This is a genomic window from Pseudomonas sp. NFPP12 (assembly GCF_900103205.1).
Taxonomy (GTDB): Bacteria; Pseudomonadota; Gammaproteobacteria; order Pseudomonadales; family Pseudomonadaceae; genus Aquipseudomonas; species Aquipseudomonas protegens.
In genome coordinates this window covers 17,616-37,101 of record NZ_FMWW01000001.1, presented here as the reverse complement: position 1 = coordinate 37,101, position 19,486 = coordinate 17,616, and the positions used below count along the sequence as shown (strand labels likewise).

Here is a 19,486-nt window from a genome sequence, read left to right as displayed (position 1 = left end):
AGGGGCCTGGATCGGGGGGCAAGCGCGCTGGAAAAGCCTCAGCGCAGGGTAAAATCTAGCCCTGCGGGTTGGCCTGTCAAGGCCAGGCGCCGACCGGTACAGGGCCCATGCCAGGGCCCCGGTCAGGCCCGGGGGAGCCTATTGCAGGCCCCCGCCAGAACCTGTAGCGCCTACTGCAAAACGCTGCGCCGGCGCTTGAGGGTCCAGCCCTGCTGCATGCCGGCCGCGGCCAGCAGGATCGCCCCCACGCCCACCCATTGCAGCAGCCCCAGGCGGTGCCCGAAGGCCACCCAGTCGACCAGGATCGCCGCAATCGGGTAGATGAACGACAAGGCGCCGGTCAGGGCCGTCGGCAGTTTCTGGATCGCCCCGTACAGCAGCACGTACATCACCCCGGTATGGAGAATGCCCAGGGTCAGCAGGCTGGCCCAGGCGCTGGCCTGCTGGGGTGGCGCGCCAAGGTTGGCCCAGGGCGCCAGCAACAGCACCCCGGTGCAGACCTGGATCAGGGCGATCAAGTGCGGCGGCGTGCCGCTCAGGCGCTTGATCAGCAGCGCGGCAAAGGCGTACAGGGCCGCCGCGCCCAGGGCCAGGGCAATGCCCAACAGGTAGTCGCCACCCTCCTCGCCCTGGCTGCCGTGGGCACTGACGATGGCCAGCATTCCGGCGAACGACAGGCCCAGCCAGAACAGCTTCTGCGGGGTGATCTTTTCTCCCAGGAACAACGCCCCGAGGGCCACCAGGATGAACGGCTGAACGTTGTACACCGCGGTGCCGATGGCGATCGAAGCCCGGGAGTAGGAGCCGAACAGCAGCACCCAGTTGCCGACAATGGCCACGCCACTGAGCACCGCGAGGATCAAGGTGCGCTTGCTCAGAATATTCTTACGCAAAAAGCCGAAAGCTCCACAAATCAGCAGCAAGGTCCCGGCGCCGAACAGGCACCGCCAGAACACCACATCCAGCACCGGTTGCCCGGACACCAGGACGAACCAGCCAATGGTTCCGGAAATCAGCATGGCAGCGGTCATTTCCAATGATCCGCGTCGGGTTTGTGCATCCATCATCAGGCTCCTTTGCAAGTGGGCAAATTATGCCCAGCCAGCAGAGCCCATCGCCAGATCAAAACCTGGGCTAGAATCGATTCAGACCTTTTTTATCAAGGCCAAAGAGCCCATTCACCTAACGAGATCGCCATGCTGGATGCCATCGACCAAACCCTGATCAGCGCCCTGATGCAAGACTCGCGACGCTCCCTCAAAGCTCTGGCGCAGATCAGCGGGCTGTCCGCCCCCAGCGTCTCGGAACGCTTGCGCCGGCTGGAAGAACGCGGCGTGATCAGCGCCTATACCCTGGAGATCGACCCCAGGTTTCTCGGTTACCAGTTGCAGGCCATCGTCCGCATCCGCCCCTTGCCGGGCAAGTTGCAGGAGGTCGAACGGCAGATCCTCGCGATTGCCGAGTTCACCGAATGCGACAAGGTCACCGGCGACGACTGCTTCATTGCCCGTCTCCAGGTGCGCTCCATGGAACAACTGGACAGCCTGCTGGACCACCTCAATCACTACGCCGAAACCAACACCGCGATTGTCAAGAAATCGCCGATCAAACGGCGCCTGCCGCCTCTGGAATGAGCCCCATCCCGAAAGCGCCTTCAGGATTGAAAAACGCCAGAAACGAGGCAGAAAAGCACCGCTGAGAGCCCGTTCTAGAGGCGTTTCACACTAAAAATAGGCTACGTATCCTACAGATTTACAGACATTTCTTAGCAAACATAAGACGATTCTTAAAAGCGCTTCAGCAGCTTTTTGACGTCAATTTCAGTGATACCCTGCGAAACCTCTGACTAGCCCACTAGCAAAATGCCTACTCCAACCAAAGGAAGCCGGTGCTTTGCTGGTTGCTCATGCCTGTCGAAAAAACGAGTAGCGAAAAACGATGTCGATCCGCGTCCAGATAGCCGATGACCATCCCCTGACCCTGATTGGGATACACACCCTGCTGGAGAACCGTGCCAACCTGGACGTGGTCGCCCAGGCCCACAGTGTTGAAGCCCTGCTGGAGAACCTGCAGCGTCACCCCTGCGACCTGCTGTTGACGGATCTGATGATGCCCGGCGGCGAGCAGGTGGACGGTATCCGCCTGATCCGCCGCTTGCGCACGCTGTACCCGCAGCTGGCGATCGTGGTGGTCACCATGCTCGACAACCCGGCGCTGATCAACAGCGTGCTCAAGCTGGGCATCCAGGGCCTGGTGAGCAAGCGCGGCCTGCTCAACGACCTGCCCAAGGCCGTGGCGGCCAGCCCGCGTGCGCCTTTCGTCTCCGCGTCGATCCAGCACCTGCTGGATTCCAGCGCCGCGTTGCACGGCAAGCCGTTGCTGCAACCGGAGCAACTCTCGGCCCGGGAAGTCGAAGTGCTACGCCTGTACGGCACCGGCATGAGCATCGGTGCCATTGCCCTGCATCTGTGCCGGAGCAAGCAGACCATCAGCACGCAAAAAAGCAGCGCCATGCGCAAGCTCGGCCTGGACACCTCTGCCAGCCTGTTCCTGTACATCCAGGAGCACGGCCTTTCCTGAGCTGCAAGCGCGGCACATCCCGGAGTCCCCCCTCTATGTATCTCTTTTCGCTTTCCTTCGTGCGCCGGAGGATGCAGCGCTTTTGCCTGCTGCTCATCCCGCTGGCCAGCCTGCCAACCCTGGCCACAGCCCACGCCGACAACCTGCCGCCAGCCGCCCGGGACAACAACCTGCCGCTGAACAGACTGTTGCAGCTGCGCGACAGCCTGCCGCGCAAGCGCCTCAAGGTGGCGCGGATCGTACCGCCGGATCGGCCCATGGAGAGCGCCGGCAATCAGGTCTTGAAGGCCATCTCCGACCAGTACCTGCAACTCATCGGCGAACAACTGGACCTGCACTTCGAAAACGTCGAGCTGCCTTCACCCCAGGCGGCGGTGGATGCGCTGCTGGAGCAGCGGATCGATCTGCTGCCAAGGGCCAGCGATTTTGAAGCAGCCAATCCGGAGCTGCGCCTGAGCCTGCCCTATTTGCGCAACCAGCCCATCATTGTCGGCCGCTCCAGTGACCGCAGCCTGCCCCTGGACCTGCGAGGCAAGCAGGTGCTGGTGCTAAAGAACTACCTGGACAGCAATCGGGTCCGCAAGGCCTACCCCCTGAGCATACTGCGCGAGGTCAGTACCACGGCGCTGGCCTTCGAGCAGTTGGCCCGGGGCGAAGCGGACGCCTTCATCGGCGACCAGTTCCGCTCCGACTTGTACCTCCAGGCACGTACGGACCTGGCTCTGCACAACAAGTTTTCCGCACAACTGCCCGACACCGGCTTCGCCTTCGCCGTGCGCCGCGATGAACTCACCCTGCTGACCCTGCTCAACCATGCGCTGCAGAGCATTCCCGAGGCCCAGAAGCTCAAGCTCCAACAGCAGGCCAGCCACGGGCCGTTCCCCTATTCCCCGATCGACACGTTCATGCTCAGCCCCCAGGAACTGGGGTGGTTACAGGACCACGGGCAAATCAACTTGCTGGCCCATGAAGCGCCGCCGTACCTGTATCGCACCAGCGACGGGCGCTGGTCCGGTCGCAGCGTCGAGCTGCTGCAGACCCTCGCCGATGCCTTTCGCCTGGAACTGAACATCGAGTCGAGCCAGTCCCGGTCCCACGACCTGGAGCAACTGACCAGAGGCCACGTCGACCTGGCCACCCGCCCGCTGGCGATTGCCGACGGCTCCCGCGGGATACGTTTCAGCCAGCCCTATGTCACCCGCAACTGGGCCTTCATCATCCGCAACGGAGACAGTTCCCCCAGTTCCCTGGAGGCCATGGAGGGGCACACCCTTTCGCTGCCGCGCCAGCACCCGCTGCTTGAACACTTGCGCCTGCGCTATCCGCAGATCCAACTGATGCTTACCGACAACTTCCAACAGGCCCTTGACCTGGTGCGCCTGCGTCGGGCCGACGCGACCCTGGACAGCCCCGCTAGCGACCCGATGCAGCCTGGCCCAGGCCTGCAATACGGCCTGTCGATCAAGGCCACGCCCAGCCCCCACCAGTTCGCCGTGGCCCAAGGCTCCGGCGAGTTGCTGGGTATCCTCGACAAGCTGCTGGACTCGTTGTCCCGCGCACCGCTGAGTGATATCCAGGTGGTGGCCGAACGCCCCCGGGACAATTTCTGGGAATGGGCCGCAGACCAGGCCTGGCACGTCGGCGTCGGGGCTCTGGTGATCTTCGCCCTGTTCCTGGTGTGGAACTGGCGGCTGAAGATCCAGGTCAAGGAACGGATCTGCGCCCAGACCCGGCTGCAGGACAAGCTGGCATTCCAGTTCTCCCTGCTCAACGGTCTGCCGACGCCACTCTACGTCTGCGACCTGCATGGTCGCCTGAGCACCTGCAACCGCGCCTACGAGGAGTTCTTCAGCACCTCCCAGGAACAGGTGGAGGGCTGCCTGCCCACCGAACAACTGAACATGCCAGCGGAGTTCGCCCAGGTCCTGCAGGACGAGCACCAACAACTGCTGCACAACCACCGGCCGCGCTTTCTCGACACCAGCCTGGTGATCAAGGGTGAACAACATTACCTGTACCAATGGCTGGTCCCCTTCTACAGTGCCCGGGGCCTGCTACAGGGACTGCTCGGCGGCTGGCTGGACATCTCCGAGCGCAAACACCTGGAAATCAAGTTGCGCGAAGCCAAGCAGGTGGCACTCAAGGCCAGCGCGGCCAAGAGCGAATTCCTGGCGTCCATGAGCCACGAGCTGCGCACTCCGCTCAACGCTCTGGTGGGCCTGCTGGAGCTGGAAACCAGCAGCCGCACCTTGCCATCGCACAACCTGCGGGTGGCCCAACAATCGGCGACTTCGATGATCGACCTGATCGGCAACATCCTCGACCTGGACAAGATCGAGAGCGGCCTGATGCAGCTGGCGGCGCACCCTACCGCGCTGGAGCCGTTGCTGACCAACAGCCTCGGCCTGTTTGCCGCCCAGGCGCGGGAGAAAAACCTGCAACTGCACTTCGACTACCATGCCGACCGCCAGCGCCTGTACTGGGTCGACTCGCTGCGCGTGCAGCAGATCTTCCACAACCTGATCAGCAATGCACTGAAGTTCACCGACCAGGGCGGCATCCATGTCCGAGTCAGCGAAAGTGTCCTGCGCGAAGGCGTCAGCCTGCTGACCCTGAGCGTCAGCGATACCGGTATCGGCATTCCCCTGGCCTTGCAGCCACAGATCTTCGAACCCTATCGCCAGGCCAGCGCGCGCACCGCCCACCTCTACGGTGGCTCGGGGCTGGGCCTGAGCATCTGCAATCAGTTGACCCAGTTGATGGATGGGCATATCTGGCTGGAAAGCCAGCCCGGCCAGGGCTGCTGCGTGAGTGTGGAACTGCCCCTGAGCTGGCAATTGGCCCCCGGGCCAGTGGACGAGCCCCTGGTGCCTGACCAGCAGGAGGCCAAGGCCCTGCGAGTCCTGGTGGTGGACGATGTGTCGACCAACGGCCTGGTGCTGACTCTGCAACTGGGTCGCCTGGGGCATCAGGCAGAACATGTGTGCAGCGGCGAACAGGCCTTGCTGGCCCTGAGCGAATCCACCTACGACGTGCTGATCAGCGACTGCAACATGCCGGGCATGGATGGCTACGCCCTGGCTCGCACCGTGCGCCAGGATGAACGGCGCCTGGGGCTGCCCCAGCGGCTGATCATCGGCTACACCGCCAGTGCCCTGAGCAATGAAGCCACCCAGTGCTCCAACGCCGGGATGAACGACCTGATGATCAAGCCGGTAACCCTGGCACGCCTGCAGGAAGTCCTGAACAACTACGCGCCGGTCGAGGAAGAGCCTCGGGATATTCGCGCCTTCAGCCTCGACCACCTGGATGAAGCAGGCCGGAACAGTTCGATCCTGCGCCGGCGCATTCTCCTTGAGCTGACCAAAAACCTGCAGCAAGAGATCCAGCAGATACGCGACACCGACCTGGCCGTCATGACGGAGACCATCGGCGACCTGAGCCACCGCCTGACAGGCGTGGCCTGCCTGATCGATGCCAGCGAAATGGCCGCGGCCTGCCAGGCCCTGCGCCAGGTCAACGTGCACCAGCCACAGGCAGTCCGCCGTTGCCAGGCCGAGCTGTTGCACAGCATGGAGCGCATCTTCGAACAGGCCAAGGCCGACCTGGCGGCCCTGCGCCAGCCCCTCAGGCCCTGGTCCAGGGGCATTGCTCGCGCGCCGCTGACTGACTCTCGTACTTGTCCCATGTGAAGTGGCGCCCGCCCTTCCTACCCTTGCGCTTGCTTTCGGGGGGCGCAAGACAGGGGTGCCAGCTGCACATCCTTCCCCACGATCGCGTGTTGAATCCAATAATTCCCAACTAAGGATCAATCGATGATCACGTTGCACCGAGCCCGTTCATTCCTCAAGCTTCCGCTGGCCATGGCCATCGGCATGGCTGCGCTCGCGGCTCAACAAGCCAGCGCTCACGGTTATATCGAGAGCCCGAAATCCCGCGCCTTCATGTGCCATACCAATGGTGGCAAGCTCAACGCCAACTGCGGCGCCGTGACCTATGAGCCACAAAGCACCGAGTACATCGGCCGCCCGGGGGAAGGGTCCATCTCGCACTTCCCAAGCAGCGCCCAGGCCTGCACTGGGGACTTCACCAAGTGCGGCCCGGCCAACGGCACCATCCCTGCCGGCGGCCTGGCGCGTTTCTCGGAGCTCAACGAGCAGACCGCCACGCGCTGGAGCAAGAACACCATCAAGCCGGGCCCGCAGACCTTTACCTGGCACTACACGGCGGCCCACTCCACCCGCTACTGGCAGTTCTACATCACCAAGAAAAACTGGAACCCGAACCAGCCACTGACCCGTGATTCGTTCGAAAGCACACCTCTGCTGGACGAGCCATGGCCAGCCCTGAACGCCCCGACCGCGGCGGGCGGCAAGACCAGGCACACCGTGAACATCCCGTCCGACCGCAGCGGTTACCACGTGCTGCTGGCGACCTGGAAAGTCCACGACACCGACGCCACTTTCTATCAGGTGGTCGACCTGAACATCGACAATGGCGCCACCATTCCGTCGACCTGGACCACTGTCGGCGCAGTCCAGCCTGAAGCCTTGAGCATCGGCGACAAGGTCAAGACCCGGGTGTTCAATGCCCAGGGCGAACAGGCCGCCAAGCAGATCGTGCTGCAAATCAGCTCCGCCGAACTGGCCAAGGCCGACGTCTGGCCGCACGAACTGGCCAAGAAGGTCAACGCTGCCAAGCAGGGCTACCAGATGGGCCTGCTCAACGACAAGGACGAAGTGCTACCCAACTTCGGCAAGAACGACATCCTGGTCAAGAAAGGCAGCGACATCGTCAACGTGATGATCGACAAGGAGCAGGCTGCCAAGCCGGGCGAACTGTCCATCACTGGCATGCAGTCCGAATACACCCTCAAGGACGGCAAGGTCGACCTGCACTTCAACGCCATCGCCAAGGGCGGCGACTACACCGTAAAAGCCACGGTGTACAACGCCAAGGGTGAAAGCGTGGCGTTCCAACAGGCTCCGGCCGGCAATACCCCGCACTTCTCCATGACGCTGACCGGTCAGAGCGCCGGCAAATACGACCTGGTCGTGGTAGCCACGTCGAAGAAAGGCGAAGTGCTGCAGCAGACTGCCAGCTTCTCCCTGAAACAGGAGGAAAGCGGCGGTGGCGGTGAGGGAGGCGGCAAGTACGATCACGTCTTCCCCCAAGGCTTGAGCACCTACAAGGCCGGCACCCTGGTGCTGCAACCCAAGGACGGCAATACCTACAAGTGCAAGCCCTTCCCCTACAGCGGCTACTGCGTGCAGTGGAAGGCCGGAGCGACGCATTACGAGCCAGGTACCGGTAGTCACTGGACCATGGCCTGGGATCGCCAGTAACCATCATTGGTGAAGGTTTCACCTTGGAGCGTGGCATGTGAATGCCACGCTTTTTCTGCGTACAACGCACGCTCCGTACCAGTGCTGGCAAGCGCGCGAAAACGCCCGATAACGTCCGGCCCTTGCTGCCCAACAGTGCTGGCTGGCGACTCTCGTACTCGTCCCATGTCCCCTCCCAGCCCCTGCCGCGTAGCCTGTGATTGTTCCCACGGCAGCGCTGGCACGGATGCCAACCGCCCCCTCAGATCGGTCCCCAGTGGCGCCCCCGAGAACTCCTGCATTTCCTTCTATCTGCTCAAGGATCTAACAATGATCAAAGCCAACCGAGTTCGCTCGTTCCTCAAGCTGCCTCTGGTGCTGGCCATGAGCGTTGCCGGCGTTGCTGCTCAGCAAGCTTGCGCTCACGGCTACATCGAGAGCCCTAAATCCCGTGCCTACATGTGCAACGAGAAAGGCCTGAACCAGAACAGCAACTGCGCAGCGGTGGCTTACGAGCCACAGAGCACCGAGTACATCGGCCGCAAGTTCGAAGGCGGCTTCTCGCACTTCCCAAGCGCCGCCCAGGCCTGTACCGGTGACTTCACCAAGTGCGGCCCGGCCAACGGCACCATTCCTGCCGGCGGCCTGGATCGTTTCTCCGCGATCAACGAACAAAGCAGTACTCGCTGGACCAAAAATACCATCAAGCCAGGCCCGCAGACCTTCGCCTGGAAGTACGCCGCTCCCCACGCCACCCGCTACTGGCAGTTCTACATCACCAAGAAAGACTGGAACCCCAACCAGCCACTGACCCGTGATTCCTTCGAAAGCACCCCACTGCTGGATGAGCCATGGCCAGCCCTCAACGTTCCGGCGAAAGCTGGAGAGACCACCAAGCACACCGTGAACATTCCGTCCGACCGCAGCGGCTACCACGTCGTGCTGGCGACCTGGAAAGTCCACGACACCGACGCCACCTTCTATCAGGTGGTCGACCTGAACATCGACAACGGTGCAGTCGTTCCTTCGGGCTGGACCACTGTCGGCCAGGTCAACCCGGAAGCCTTGAGCATCGGCGACAAGGTCAAGACCCGGGTGTTCAATGCCCAGGGCGAACAGGCCGCCAAGCAGATCGTGCTGCAAATCAGCTCCGCCGAACTGGCCAAGGCCGACGTCTGGCCTCACGAACTGGCCAAGAAGGTCAACGCTGCCAAGCAGGGCTACCAGATGGGCCTGCTCAACGACAAGGACGAAGTGCTACCCAACTTCGGCAAGAACGACATCCTGGTCAAGAAAGGCAGCGACATCGTCAACGTGATGATCGACAAGGAGCAGGCTGCCAAGCCGGGCGAACTGTCCATCACTGGCATGCGGTCCGTATACACCCTCAAGGACGGCAAGGTCGACCTGCACTTCAACGCCATCGCCAAGGGCGGCGACTACACAGTGAAAGCCACGGTGTTCAACGCCAGAGGTGAAAGCGTCCTGTTCCAGGAAGCTCCAGCCGGCAACAACCCGCATTTCAGCATGACCCTCACCGGTCAGGGCGCCGGTCAGTACGACCTGGTCGTGGTTGCTACTTCCAAGAAAGGCGAAGTGCTGCAACAGACCGCCAGCTTCGCCCTGAAAGCCGAAAACGGCGGCGGCGAGCCAGGCCAGTACGACCACGTGTTCCCGCAAAGCCTGAAGTCCTACAAGGCTGGCACAGTGGTGCTGCAGCCCAAAGATGGCAACACCTACAAGTGCAAGACCGGCCCTGTTGCCGGCTGGTGCACCATCTGGACCAGCAGTAACAACGCCTATGAACCAGGCGTAGGTTTCGCCTGGCAGCAGGCGTGGGACAAGAACTAAGCCACACCTTCGTTAACCCGAGCGTGGCGCTTGGCGCCACGCTTCCTTTTGCCAGTCATGCCCCCTATGTCTACTCGCAATTACTCCAGGCTTCATGTGCTGCTGCACTGGACCTTCGCCACCATCATCATCTGGGCGACGCTCAGTGGCTTCGGCAACGCCCTGCTCGACCTGCCCACCGTGATCGCCGACGGGATCAACTTCATCAACGTGTCGTTGACCTTCCTGCTGATTCCGCTGCTTGGCCTGCGAGTTGTGTGTGCCCTGGACCGCCAGGAACCGGCCTCCCCCCATCGGCTCGCCCGCCTGCTGGCCAAGGGCGGACACCTGGTGCTCTACCTCACGACCGGCCTGGTGCTGGCCACTGGCGTATTGATGATGGAACGCCCGATCAATGTCTTCGGCCTGCTGTCACTGCCCCAGCCGCTGCAGGAACCGCTGCTCACCACCTTCTTCAATAGGGTGCACAAGTACGCCTGCGTCGCGCTGGCGCTGCTGGTGGCCGGGCATGTGGCAGCGGTGGTGATCCATCACTGGCGCGGTGAAAAACTCCTGCGGCACATGAGCCTATGAACCTCCTGCGCCGATGCCCACGCGCCGTTCTACAGATCGGCGCGTTGTCGTTGCTGGTGACCTGGCTGGGCTGGCTCGCCTACAACAGCTTCCTGTTCGCCCAGCGTCTGGACGAGACCGTGCGCCCCGGCCCCCTGGCCGTCAGCGAACCGCCGCGCCTGCCGCCGAACAACGCGGCCATAGCCCAACTGTTCGGTGTGCTGCCCCAGGAAGCCACCGGCAACCTGCCAAGAGTGCCGCTGACGCTGCTGGCCAGCCTGGTGGAACGTCGCCCGGAACTGTCCAGGGCGCTGATTGAATCCCCTGAGGGCAGCCGTTTCTATGGCATTGGCGAGCCCCTTCCCGGAGGTGGCAGCCTGCGCGAAATCAGCACCCAACAGGTGCGCATACAACGCTTTGGCGAAGACCAGTCGCTGTCTCTGGCCCACCACTCGACTCCCCTGCTGATGCCGTTGCCCATGGCCCCCGAGATGCCTCAAAGCACTGCCGTGCGGGCAGAAACCCACAACCTCGTTCAACCCTCTTTGTGACCCCCCAAGACATCATGAAACGAACATTCATTGCAGGCTCCCTACTGGCCCTTAGCACCTTGATCGGCCCCGTCCAGGCCGCTGAAAAACCTCCCCAGGGACAACAGTGGACCTTGAACATGAAGGACGCAGAACTACGCGACCTGATCAACGAGGTCGGGCAGATCACCGGCAAGACCATGATCCTCGACCCGCGCCTGAACGGTAAGGTCACGGTCCAGTCCACCACCGCCATGGACCAGAAAGGCATTTACTCGCTGTTTCTCACCGCCTTGCGCAGCCAGGGCTACGTGGCCATGGACCAGGGCGACCGGGTGCTGATCCTGCCGGTAGCCGAGGCCAAGACCAAAGCCTATGCCCAACCCGACGAGGGCAGCGAAGAGTTCATCACCGAAGTCATCGAACTGCACAGCGTCAACGCCAGCGAAGTGGTCTCCGCCGTGCGCCCTCTGGTCGCCTCCGACGCCTACATGGCAGCTTCCACCACATCCAACTCATTGATCGTTTCCGACAGCGCCAACAACGTGCAACGCGTGCGCCAGGTAATCGGTGAACTGGATAACGCCGGCGGGCGTCAGTTCAACATTCTCCAGCTCAAGCATGCCTGGGCCAACGACGTGGCCAAGACCTTGAGCGAAAGCCTGACCGATAACAGCAGTGGCCAGAGCAGCGCCAAGGCTATCGGCGATTCGCGCAGCAACCGCCTGATCCTGGTCGGCCCGGCACCGATTCGCCAACAGATGCAGCGCCTGGCCCTGAGCCTCGACGTACCGAACAATGTCGGCGAGAACGCCCGAGTGCGACGCCTCAATCACAGCGATGCGAAGAAGCTCGAAGAACTGCTCAGCGGGATCGGCAAGCGCCTGGAAGCGGGAAGCCGCGGTGGCGACAATCAGAGACAGGAAAGCCCGGTGCTGGTGAGCGCCGACGAAAGCCAGAATGCCCTGGTGCTGATGGCCTCACCGGCACAACTGGCGACCTTCGAAAGCATCATCGACGAACTCGACCAGCCCCGCGCCCAGGTGCTGGTGGAAGCGGCCATCGTCGAAGTCAGTGGCGACATCAACCAGGCCCTCGGCGTGCAGTGGGCCGCAGGCCGGGGCAAATGGGGCGCCGTCAGCAACTTCAACAGCGCCGGCATGACTATCGGCACCCTGCTGGGCAACCTGGAGAGCGGCAAGAGCCCGACCCTCCCGGACGGAGCCGTGATAGGCATCGGCAGTAGCAACTTCGGCGCGCTGATCACCGCCCTGTCCAGCGATTCCAACAACAATCTGCTGTCCACCCCGAGCCTGCTGACCCTGGACAATGAGCAGGCGGAAATTCTCGTCGGCCAGAACGTGCCATTCCAGACTGGCTCCTACACCACCGACACCGCAGGGGCCAGCAACCCCTTCACCACCGTCGAGCGCAAGGACGTGGGGATCACCCTCAAGGTCACTCCGCATATCAATGAAGGCAACTTTCTGCGCCTTAAAGTCGAACAGGAAAGCTCCGAGCTGGCCGCGGCACCACCCGGCATCAGCACCAGCGATGTGATCACCAACAAGCGCTCGGTCAAGAGCACCATCCTGGCCAACGACGGGCAGATCATCGTGCTTGGCGGCCTGATCAAGGACAACATCAAGGTCCAGGTGAGCAAGGTGCCGTTGCTCGGTGATATCCCTTGGCTCGGCAAGCTGTTCAGCAGCAGCAAGGAGGTCAACGAGAAGACCAACCTGATGGTGTTCCTGCGTCCGACCCTGCTGCGCAATACGGCCAATGCCGACAAGCTGAGCACCCAGAAATACAACAACCTGCGCTCCCTGCGCACCCTGGATGGCAAGACCCGCGGCCAGCTGCCGCACAATCCGCATCAGTTGTTCGATGCCAACAGTGACGGCGACCAGGGCCTGATCGACATGCGTACCCAAGGGATTGCACCGCAGCCATGATCAGTCCCAACCCAAGCCCGCGCCTGGCGTTCGCCTATGCCCGCCGTCACGGCGTGGTCCTGGAGCACCAGGCCCAGGGCCCGGTGCTCTATTGCCGCGCCAATACCCCCTGGTCGGTGATCGCCGAGGTCCGCCGCTTCAACAGTGCGCCGCTGCGCAGCGAAATCCTCGATGAACAGGCCTTCGCCCAGCGCATGGCTGCCCACTACCGCGACGGCCAGGACGGTGCCAAGCAAGTGGCCGACGGCCTGGGCGAACAGTTCGATGAAGAGTTCGACCTCTCCAGCCTCGCCGAGCAGTTGCCGAAAACCACCGACCTGATGGAGCAGGAAGACGACGCCCCGATCATTCGCCTGATCAACGCGATCCTCAGCGAAGCGGTCAAAAGCAAGGCCTCCGACGTGCACCTGGAGGCGTTCGAGGAACACCTTTCGGTACGCCTGCGGGTCGACGGCCTGCTGCGCGAAGTGCTGCGCCCGCGGCGTGAACTGGCGACCCTGCTGGTGTCACGGATCAAGGTCATGGCCAAGCTCGACATCGCCGAGAAACGCATCCCCCAGGACGGTCGCATTGCCTTGCGCATCGCCGGGCATGAAGTGGATGTCCGGGTCTCGACCCTGCCTTCCAGCCACGGCGAGCGGGTAGTGATGCGCCTGCTCGACAAACAGGCCGGGCGCCTGGACCTGGCGCACCTGGGCATGAACCCGGCGGTACGCCAGCGCCTGGAGACCGCCCTGCACAAACCCCACGGCATCCTCCTGGTGACCGGCCCCACCGGCTCCGGCAAGACCACCACGCTGTACGCCGGGCTGGCCAGCCTCAACAGCCTGGAGCGCAACATCCTGACCATCGAGGACCCGGTGGAGTACCACCTCACCGGTATTGGCCAGACCCAGGTCAACGCCAAGGTCGACATGACTTTCGCCCGTGGCTTGCGGGCCATCCTGCGCCAGGACCCGGACGTGGTGATGGTGGGTGAAATCCGCGACCGCGAGACCGCGGAAATCGCCGTGCAAGCTTCCCTCACCGGGCACCTGGTGCTCTCGACCCTGCACACCAACAGCGCCATCGGCGCGGTGACCCGCCTGGTGGACATGGGCATCGAGCCGTTCCTGCTTTGCACGTCGCTGCTGGGAGTACTGGCCCAGCGCCTGGTACGTCTTTTGTGTCCCGAATGCAAGGAGCCCCATGACGCCGATCCCGCCGCCTGCGAACGGTTGGGCGTGGGCCCCGATAGCGCGCCACAACTGTACCGGCCAGTGGGTTGCCCGAACTGCCAGCACTCGGGCTATCGCGGCCGCCGCGGGATCTACGAGCTGGTGCTGTTCGACGACGTCCTACGCCAGTTGATCCACACCGGCGCCGGAGAACATGAATTGCTCAGCCACGCCCGGCAACACAGCCCAAGCCTGTTCGACGATGGCCAGGTCATGGTGCTACAGGGGCTCACCAGCCTTGAAGAGTTGCTGCGGGTTACCCAGAGGGACTGAAGATGGCCGCCTACGAATACCTGGCCATGTGCGCCGCCGGCAAGAAATCCAACGGCGTACTGGAGGCCGACAGCCCGCGCCAGGCCCGCCAAATGCTGCGCGAACGCCAGCTGATCGCTCTGAAAATCACCACCAGCCAGGGCCATCGCAGCACCGTCCTGGGCGAGGTCAAGAGGGCTGGCGGCGGCCTCAGCAGCGCCGAGCTGGCGCTGCTGACCCGGCAACTGGCAACCCTGGTGCAAGCCTCGCTGCCCCTGGAGGAAGTGCTCGCTGCCGTGGCCGCACAGTGCGAAAAACAGCGGGTAAAAAGCATGCTGCTGGCGCTTCGTGCTCGGGTCCTCGAAGGCTACAGCCTGGCCGTGGCCTTGGCCGCCTACCCCAAGGCCTTTCCCGACCTGTACCGGTCCACGGTGGCCGCCGGCGAACATTCAGGGCACCTGGACCAGGTGCTGATGAACCTCGCCGACTACACCGAAGCCAGCCAGGCCGCACGCCAGCAGATCCATCTGGCCATGCTCTATCCAAGCATTCTCATGGTGGCAGCCATCAGCATCGTCGGCTTCCTCCTGGGCTTCGTGGTGCCGGACGTGATCAAGGTATTCATCGACAGTGGCCAGGAGCTGCCGTTGCTGACCCGCGGGCTGATCGCCACCAGCGGCTTCCTGCGGGACTTCGGCCTGTTGCTGTTGATCCTGATCGGCGCCGCAGTGACGGCCCTGCGCATGCTCCTGAAGCAGCCGGCCAACCGTGAACGCTGGCATGCGCTGGTGCTGCGCCTGCCAATCATTGGCGGGCTGGTCAGGGCCAGCAACTGCACGCGCTTCGTCAGCACCCTGGCGATTCTCGGGCGCAGTGGCGTGCCGCTGCTGGACGCTCTGGCGATCGCCAGTGAGGTCGTTGCCAATCAGAAAATTCGTACCGGTCTGAAAGACATAGTCCGTGGCGTACGCGAAGGTATCAGCCTGACCCGAGCGCTTGAGCTCAACGGCAGTTTCCCTCCGATGATGCTGTACATGATCGCCAGCGGTGAACGCTCCGGTGAGCTGGACAGCATGCTCGAACGCGCATCCAAGCAGCAGGAAGCACAGCTGGCCAACCGCATCGCCCTGCTGGTGGGCCTGTTCGAGCCGGCCATGCTGGTGTTCATGGGCGCGTCCGTGCTGGTCATCGTCCTGGCGATCCTGATGCCGATCCTCAGCTTGAACCAACTGATCACCTGAATGTGGAATCCCCCAACGTGCACACACGAAACAAGCAACGCGGTTTTACCCTGATCGAAATCATGGTGGTGGTAGTCATTCTCGGCGTTCTCGCCGCCCTGGTAGTACCGCAGATCATGAGCCGCCCCGATCAGGCCAAGGCCACCGCCGCCCAGAGCGACATCCATGCCATTGCCATGGCCCTGGACATCTATCGCCTCGACAACCACCAGTACCCCAGCAGCCAGCAAGGCCTTCAGGCGCTGGTGAGCAAGCCCAGTGGCAGCCCGGCGGCCCGCAACTGGAACCCCGACGGTTACCTCAAGCGCCTGCCGGTCGATCCTTGGGGTAATGGCTACCAGTACCGGGTGCCCGGCACCAAGGGTGGCGCCTACGACCTGTTTTCCTTTGGCGCCGACGGCAAGCTCGGCGGCGAAGGCGTGAACAGCGATATTGGCAACTGGGAACAATAGACCGTGCAGCGCCACCGTACCCGGGGCTTCACCCTGCTTGAACTGCTGGTGGTGATTCTGCTGATCGCCCTGACCGCCGGCCTGGTCGGCATCGTACGCCCGGACTCCGGTGGCCGCCAGGCGCACCAGGAAGCACAGCGCCTACTGGGCCTGTTGCAGCTGCTGCGCCAGGAAGCGCTGCTCAACTACAGCGACTACGGCGTGCGAATCGAGCCCGACGGCTACTGGGTGCTGCGCCTGGACCAGCAGGGTCGCTGGATCGAGGACAAGGAATTCCGCACGCATGCACTACCCGCCAAATTGCGCCTGCGCCTGGACGTACCCGAGGCCGGCGCGGCCCTGGGTACCAGTGACAGCCGCACTGGCCTGCCGCAATTGCTGGTGCTTTCCAGCGATGAAACCAGCGCCTTCACCTTGTGGTTCGAATACCGCGACCAGGTACTGCTGAGCCTTTCCAGCGATGGCATACAGGATGCGCAAATTGAAACCCGGAACTGAACAGGGCTTTACCCTGCTGGAGGTCATGGTCGCTCTGGCGATCTTTGCCACCCTGTCGATCGCCCTGTTCAGTGCGGTGCAGCATGTGGCCATGAACAGCGCAAACCTCACCGAGCGCACCCAGGCGCTGTGGATCGCCGACAACCGCATGAATGAACTGCGCATCGGCCTACGAGAGCCGCAGAGCCAACGCAGTGCGGAACAGATCGAGTTCGGCGGCCGCCTCTGGTGGCTGTTCAGTGATATCCAGAGCGCACCCGACAGCCGTCTGCTCAAGGTCCAGTTGCGCGTCTCCGTCGAAACCACCCAGCAACGCGCACGCCAGTACAGCCGTGCACAACTGCTTGGCTACATCGAGGCCCGGCCATGAACCAGCGCGGTTTTACCTTGCTCGAAGTGATCGTGGCCATGGCCATTTTCAGCCTGTTGGGCCTGGCCACCTATCAGATGCTCGACAGGGTGCTGCGCAGCGATCAGCGCATTGGCCTGCATGAGCAGCAATTGCGCCAACTGCAACGGGCCATGAGTGTGCTGGAGCGTGACCTGGTGCAAGCCCGTCGACACCCGCTGGCGGATGACCCCAGCCAAAGCCAGGCACTGATCAGCCAGCCTGACGGCATTCGCCTGGTACGCGGTGGCTGGCGCAACCCGCTGGAGTACCCGCGCAGCAACCTGCTACAAGTCAGCCACCGTTGGGAAGGCGGCAGCTGGGTACGCGACACCCTGTCCCTGTCCCAACCCCTGGCCGCCCCCGGGGCGGCACAGCCTCCACCCGCCCCCATCAGCCAGAACCAGCAACTGCTGGCTGGCGTGGAGCTGACTCGCCTGCGCTTTATCGATGCCCGCGGCCAGGCCCACGAACACTGGCCGGCAGGGACCGAAAGCCTGAGCCTGCCGGCGGCCCTGGAAATCGAACTGGATGCCCCCGGCTACCCACAGGTACGCCGGCTGATACTGCTGCCCGGCGGCCTCGATGCCCAGGAACCCGACGAGGCCGCTCTGCATGAATAACCTGGCCCGGCAACGAGGCGTGGCCCTGCTCAGCGTATTGCTGATCACCGCCCTGGTGACCATGGTGGTAAGCAATATGCTCGCCCGCCAGCGGCTCAACCTGCACGCCAGCAGCAACCTGATAGAACAACAGCAGCTCTGGCAACTGGCGCTGAGCGGTGAAGCCTGGGCCCGTCAACAATTGCTCGAAGACACTCGCAGCAAGGACGGCCTGCTGGTGACCCACCTGGGGCAGCACTGGGCGCAACCGGCGCCAGCGTTCAAGATCGGCGATGGACGCATTCATGTCCAACTGCAAGACCTCGGTGCCCGGCTCAACCTCAACAGCCTGCGCCAGCGCAGCGATCTGAACCTGCGTGCCCGCTACCAGCGCCTGCTGGCCTTGGAAGGCATCCGGGCCCACGACCCGGCACTCCTGGTCGGCCAGAACAACCGTGATGGCCTACCGCTGCCCTTGAGCGACCTCAGTGAACTGCGCCAACTGCCCGGGGTGGACAGCCAGACCCTGCAACAGCTTGAGCCGCTAGTGGGGGTATTCGGCAACAGCCCGATCAACGTCAACACCACCCGCGCCGAGGTCCTGGCCAGTGTTGAAGGCATCGACCTACCCACGGCTCGCATTCTGGTCAGTTCCCGTCCGGAAGGTGGCTATCCCGATATCACCCGTTTTCTTTCCAACCCGGTGCTCCAGGGCCGGGACATCAAACCTCAGGGGCTAGGCGTCAGCAGTCGGCAGTTCCGCGCCACCATCGATGTCGAACAGGGCCGGCAACGCCTGCGCCTGGTGAGCGACCTGCGAGTCATGGATAGGGAAAAGGTCCGGGTGCAGCAGCGCACGCTGATGCCCACTCCTCCTGAACAACCGAAGACCGAGTAGACCGACATGAGGCAGTGGCTTTATCTATCTCCCCGTGCCACCGGCAACATGCCTTGGCAATGCTTCTGGTGGCAGGCCGGTGGCCAGTTGCACCAGGGCGACCTGCAGCAGGCTGCGGCCGCGCTGGGCAACCAGCCCCTGAGCCTGCTGCTTCCCATGGAAATGGCCAGCCACCATCAGGTCAGCGTGCCCGCCCGCAGTGGACGCTGGCTGCGCCAGGCATTGCACAGCGCGCTGGAAGAACAACTGATCGATGAACTGGACAACCTGCACCTGGCCCACGGGCCACTCAAGGACAAACGCCATTGCGCGGTGTTGGCGGTCAATCGTCAGCACCTGAAGCAGTGCCTTGGACAACTGGCCGAACTGGGGTTGCAGCCTTCGCATATTCATGTCGACGCCGATTGCCTGCCCCCAGACCAGCCCCGGGCCCTAACCTGGGACGGTCGCTGGCTGCTGGGAGGCAGCGCGCCGATGCGCCTGGCCCTGTACCCGTGCGAACTGGCGGACCTGGCCCCCCTGCTGCCGGCAGACTTGCACTGGCAGGGGCCGCAACCACCGGGCCTGGAAAGTTTCGACCAGCATCACTGGCAGGCCGATGAACGTCCCTGGGAATGCTTGAGCCAGGGCGCGCAGCAGGCCATCGACCTACGCCAGGGCGAATTCCTGCAGCGCCCCCGGCAAACGCCCCCCTGGCGCCTGGCCCTGCTCCTAGTGGTGGTGGCCGCAGGCTCCCACTTGCTGCAGAGCATGGGCCATCGCTGGTACCTGGAGCAGCGGAGCGAGCAGCTCCAGGCGCAGAACCAGGCGTTGTGGCAGGCCCATTCGGGTACTGAGGAGCCTGTGACCGACCTCGCCGCCCAGGTACACGCCAAGCAACAGCAAAAGGTCGAGAAAAGCTCCGGTAGCGCCCACAAACTGTCACTGCTGGCCGAGCAATGGAGCGCCAGTTACGGCGCCCTGGCCCAGGTACAGCGCCTCGATTACCAAAGCGGCGAAGGCTGGAACCTGCAGATCAGTGCACCAGCGTTCTCCGATCTTCAACAACTGCGCGAAGGCCTGATTGCCCAGGGCCTGGATGCCAGTACCGATTCTTCCGTCCGCGATGCCCGAGGGGTCAGCGCACGGTTGCAGATCAAGGAGTGA

17 protein-coding genes are annotated in these 19,486 nt (G+C 63.2%); 16 read left to right on the top strand and 1 reads right to left on the bottom strand.

All coding sequences use genetic code 11. The features are described 5' to 3' along the window. Positions 1 to 170 precede the first annotated feature (170 nt). Entirely contained in the window at positions 171 to 1,064 is an 894-nt protein-coding gene (locus tag BLS75_RS00200; RefSeq protein WP_072449901.1) for a DMT family transporter, read from the bottom strand. 132 nt (positions 1,065 to 1,196) lie between these two features. Here BLS75_RS00200 and BLS75_RS00195 point away from each other — a divergent pair, with 132 nt between their 5' ends. The 16 genes from BLS75_RS00195 to gspL all read left to right on the top strand — a co-directional run bounded on the left by BLS75_RS00195 (position 1,197) and on the right by gspL (position 19,486). After that, positions 1,197 to 1,634, top strand: a complete 438-nt coding sequence (locus tag BLS75_RS00195; RefSeq protein WP_011062012.1) for an Lrp/AsnC family transcriptional regulator — start codon at positions 1,197 to 1,199, stop codon at positions 1,632 to 1,634. A gap of 304 nt (positions 1,635 to 1,938) precedes the next feature. Further along, positions 1,939 to 2,580, top strand: a complete 642-nt coding sequence (locus BLS75_RS00190; RefSeq protein ID WP_072449900.1) for a response regulator — start codon at positions 1,939 to 1,941, stop codon at positions 2,578 to 2,580. A 35-nt stretch (positions 2,581 to 2,615) separates the two neighbouring features. Continuing rightward, positions 2,616 to 6,272, top strand: coding sequence for an ATP-binding protein (locus tag BLS75_RS00185; protein ID WP_083533672.1), 3,657 nt, complete (start codon positions 2,616 to 2,618; stop codon positions 6,270 to 6,272). 123 nt (positions 6,273 to 6,395) lie between these two features. Then, a complete protein-coding gene (gbpA, locus tag BLS75_RS00180) occupies positions 6,396 to 7,925 on the top strand; it encodes an N-acetylglucosamine-binding protein GbpA (protein ID WP_072449898.1) in 1,530 nt (509 codons plus the stop codon). Positions 7,926 to 8,234: 309 nt separating this feature from the next. Then, positions 8,235 to 9,755, top strand: coding sequence for an N-acetylglucosamine-binding protein GbpA (gene gbpA, locus BLS75_RS00175; protein WP_072449897.1), 1,521 nt, complete (start codon positions 8,235 to 8,237; stop codon positions 9,753 to 9,755). Positions 9,756 to 9,821: 66 nt separating this feature from the next. After that, positions 9,822 to 10,328 (top strand): cytochrome b, encoded by a 507-nt coding sequence (locus tag BLS75_RS00170; protein ID WP_072449896.1) that lies wholly within the window; start codon positions 9,822 to 9,824, stop codon positions 10,326 to 10,328. Further along, complete coding sequence (locus tag BLS75_RS00165) at positions 10,325 to 10,858, top strand: type II secretion system protein N (protein WP_065363300.1); 534 nt, start codon at positions 10,325 to 10,327, stop codon at positions 10,856 to 10,858. The genes BLS75_RS00170 and BLS75_RS00165 overlap by 4 nt, the downstream gene beginning before the upstream one ends. A gap of 14 nt (positions 10,859 to 10,872) precedes the next feature. Beyond that, the gene (gene gspD / locus BLS75_RS00160) at positions 10,873 to 12,792 is read left to right on the top strand and encodes a type II secretion system secretin GspD (RefSeq protein ID WP_065364685.1); all 1,920 of its coding nucleotides are present in this window, start codon (positions 10,873 to 10,875) and stop codon (positions 12,790 to 12,792) included. Continuing rightward, the gene (gene gspE / locus BLS75_RS00155; RefSeq protein WP_072449895.1) at positions 12,789 to 14,282 is read left to right on the top strand and encodes a type II secretion system ATPase GspE; all 1,494 of its coding nucleotides are present in this window, start codon (positions 12,789 to 12,791) and stop codon (positions 14,280 to 14,282) included. Before gspD ends, gspE begins: the two co-directional genes overlap by 4 nt. 2 nt (positions 14,283 to 14,284) lie before the next feature. Next, positions 14,285 to 15,502 carry a type II secretion system inner membrane protein GspF gene (gene gspF / locus BLS75_RS00150; RefSeq protein ID WP_072449894.1) on the top strand — a complete coding sequence of 406 codons (1,218 nt, stop codon included), beginning with the start codon at positions 14,285 to 14,287 and terminating at the stop codon, positions 15,500 to 15,502. A 17-nt stretch (positions 15,503 to 15,519) separates the two neighbouring features. Next, entirely contained in the window at positions 15,520 to 15,954 is a 435-nt protein-coding gene (gene gspG / locus BLS75_RS00145; protein ID WP_072450556.1) for a type II secretion system major pseudopilin GspG, read from the top strand. 3 nt (positions 15,955 to 15,957) lie between these two features. Next, positions 15,958 to 16,452 carry a type II secretion system minor pseudopilin GspH gene (gene gspH / locus BLS75_RS00140; RefSeq protein ID WP_072449893.1) on the top strand — a complete coding sequence of 165 codons (495 nt, stop codon included), beginning with the start codon at positions 15,958 to 15,960 and terminating at the stop codon, positions 16,450 to 16,452. Further along, positions 16,427 to 16,822 carry a type II secretion system minor pseudopilin GspI gene (gspI, locus tag BLS75_RS00135; protein ID WP_065363296.1) on the top strand — a complete coding sequence of 132 codons (396 nt, stop codon included), beginning with the start codon at positions 16,427 to 16,429 and terminating at the stop codon, positions 16,820 to 16,822. The genes gspH and gspI overlap by 26 nt, the downstream gene beginning before the upstream one ends. Then, positions 16,819 to 17,463 carry a type II secretion system minor pseudopilin GspJ gene (gspJ, locus tag BLS75_RS00130; RefSeq protein WP_065363295.1) on the top strand — a complete coding sequence of 215 codons (645 nt, stop codon included), beginning with the start codon at positions 16,819 to 16,821 and terminating at the stop codon, positions 17,461 to 17,463. The genes gspI and gspJ overlap by 4 nt, the downstream gene beginning before the upstream one ends. After that, positions 17,456 to 18,340, top strand: a complete 885-nt coding sequence (gspK, locus tag BLS75_RS00125; RefSeq protein WP_072449892.1) for a type II secretion system minor pseudopilin GspK — start codon at positions 17,456 to 17,458, stop codon at positions 18,338 to 18,340. Before gspJ ends, gspK begins: the two co-directional genes overlap by 8 nt. 6 nt (positions 18,341 to 18,346) lie before the next feature. Beyond that, positions 18,347 to 19,486, top strand: coding sequence for a type II secretion system protein GspL (gspL, locus tag BLS75_RS00120; RefSeq protein WP_072449891.1), 1,140 nt, complete (start codon positions 18,347 to 18,349; stop codon positions 19,484 to 19,486).

Bases quoted from the DNA above. Each gene is read 5' to 3' on its own strand.
- BLS75_RS00170 (WP_072449896.1), top strand. From the start codon at position 9,822: ATGTCTACTCGCAATTACTCCAGGCTTCATGTGCTGCTGCACTGGACC.
- BLS75_RS00195 (WP_011062012.1), top strand. From the start codon at position 1,197: ATGCTGGATGCCATCGACCAAACCCTGATCAGCGCCCTGATGCAAGAC.
- gspI (WP_065363296.1), top strand. From the start codon at position 16,427: ATGCGCAAATTGAAACCCGGAACTGAACAGGGCTTTACCCTGCTGGAG.
- gbpA (WP_072449898.1), top strand. From the start codon at position 6,396: ATGATCACGTTGCACCGAGCCCGTTCATTCCTCAAGCTTCCGCTGGCC.
- gspK (WP_072449892.1), top strand. From the start codon at position 17,456: ATGAATAACCTGGCCCGGCAACGAGGCGTGGCCCTGCTCAGCGTATTG.
- BLS75_RS00190 (WP_072449900.1), top strand. From the start codon at position 1,939: ATGTCGATCCGCGTCCAGATAGCCGATGACCATCCCCTGACCCTGATT.
- gspL (WP_072449891.1), top strand. From the start codon at position 18,347: ATGAGGCAGTGGCTTTATCTATCTCCCCGTGCCACCGGCAACATGCCT.
- BLS75_RS00200 (WP_072449901.1), bottom strand. From the start codon at position 1,064: ATGGATGCACAAACCCGACGCGGATCATTGGAAATGACCGCTGCCATG.
- gbpA (WP_072449897.1), top strand. From the start codon at position 8,235: ATGATCAAAGCCAACCGAGTTCGCTCGTTCCTCAAGCTGCCTCTGGTG.
- gspJ (WP_065363295.1), top strand. From the start codon at position 16,819: ATGAACCAGCGCGGTTTTACCTTGCTCGAAGTGATCGTGGCCATGGCC.
- BLS75_RS00165 (WP_065363300.1), top strand. From the start codon at position 10,325: ATGAACCTCCTGCGCCGATGCCCACGCGCCGTTCTACAGATCGGCGCG.
- gspD (WP_065364685.1), top strand. From the start codon at position 10,873: ATGAAACGAACATTCATTGCAGGCTCCCTACTGGCCCTTAGCACCTTG.
- BLS75_RS00185 (WP_083533672.1), top strand. From the start codon at position 2,616: ATGTATCTCTTTTCGCTTTCCTTCGTGCGCCGGAGGATGCAGCGCTTT.
- gspF (WP_072449894.1), top strand. From the start codon at position 14,285: ATGGCCGCCTACGAATACCTGGCCATGTGCGCCGCCGGCAAGAAATCC.
- gspE (WP_072449895.1), top strand. From the start codon at position 12,789: ATGATCAGTCCCAACCCAAGCCCGCGCCTGGCGTTCGCCTATGCCCGC.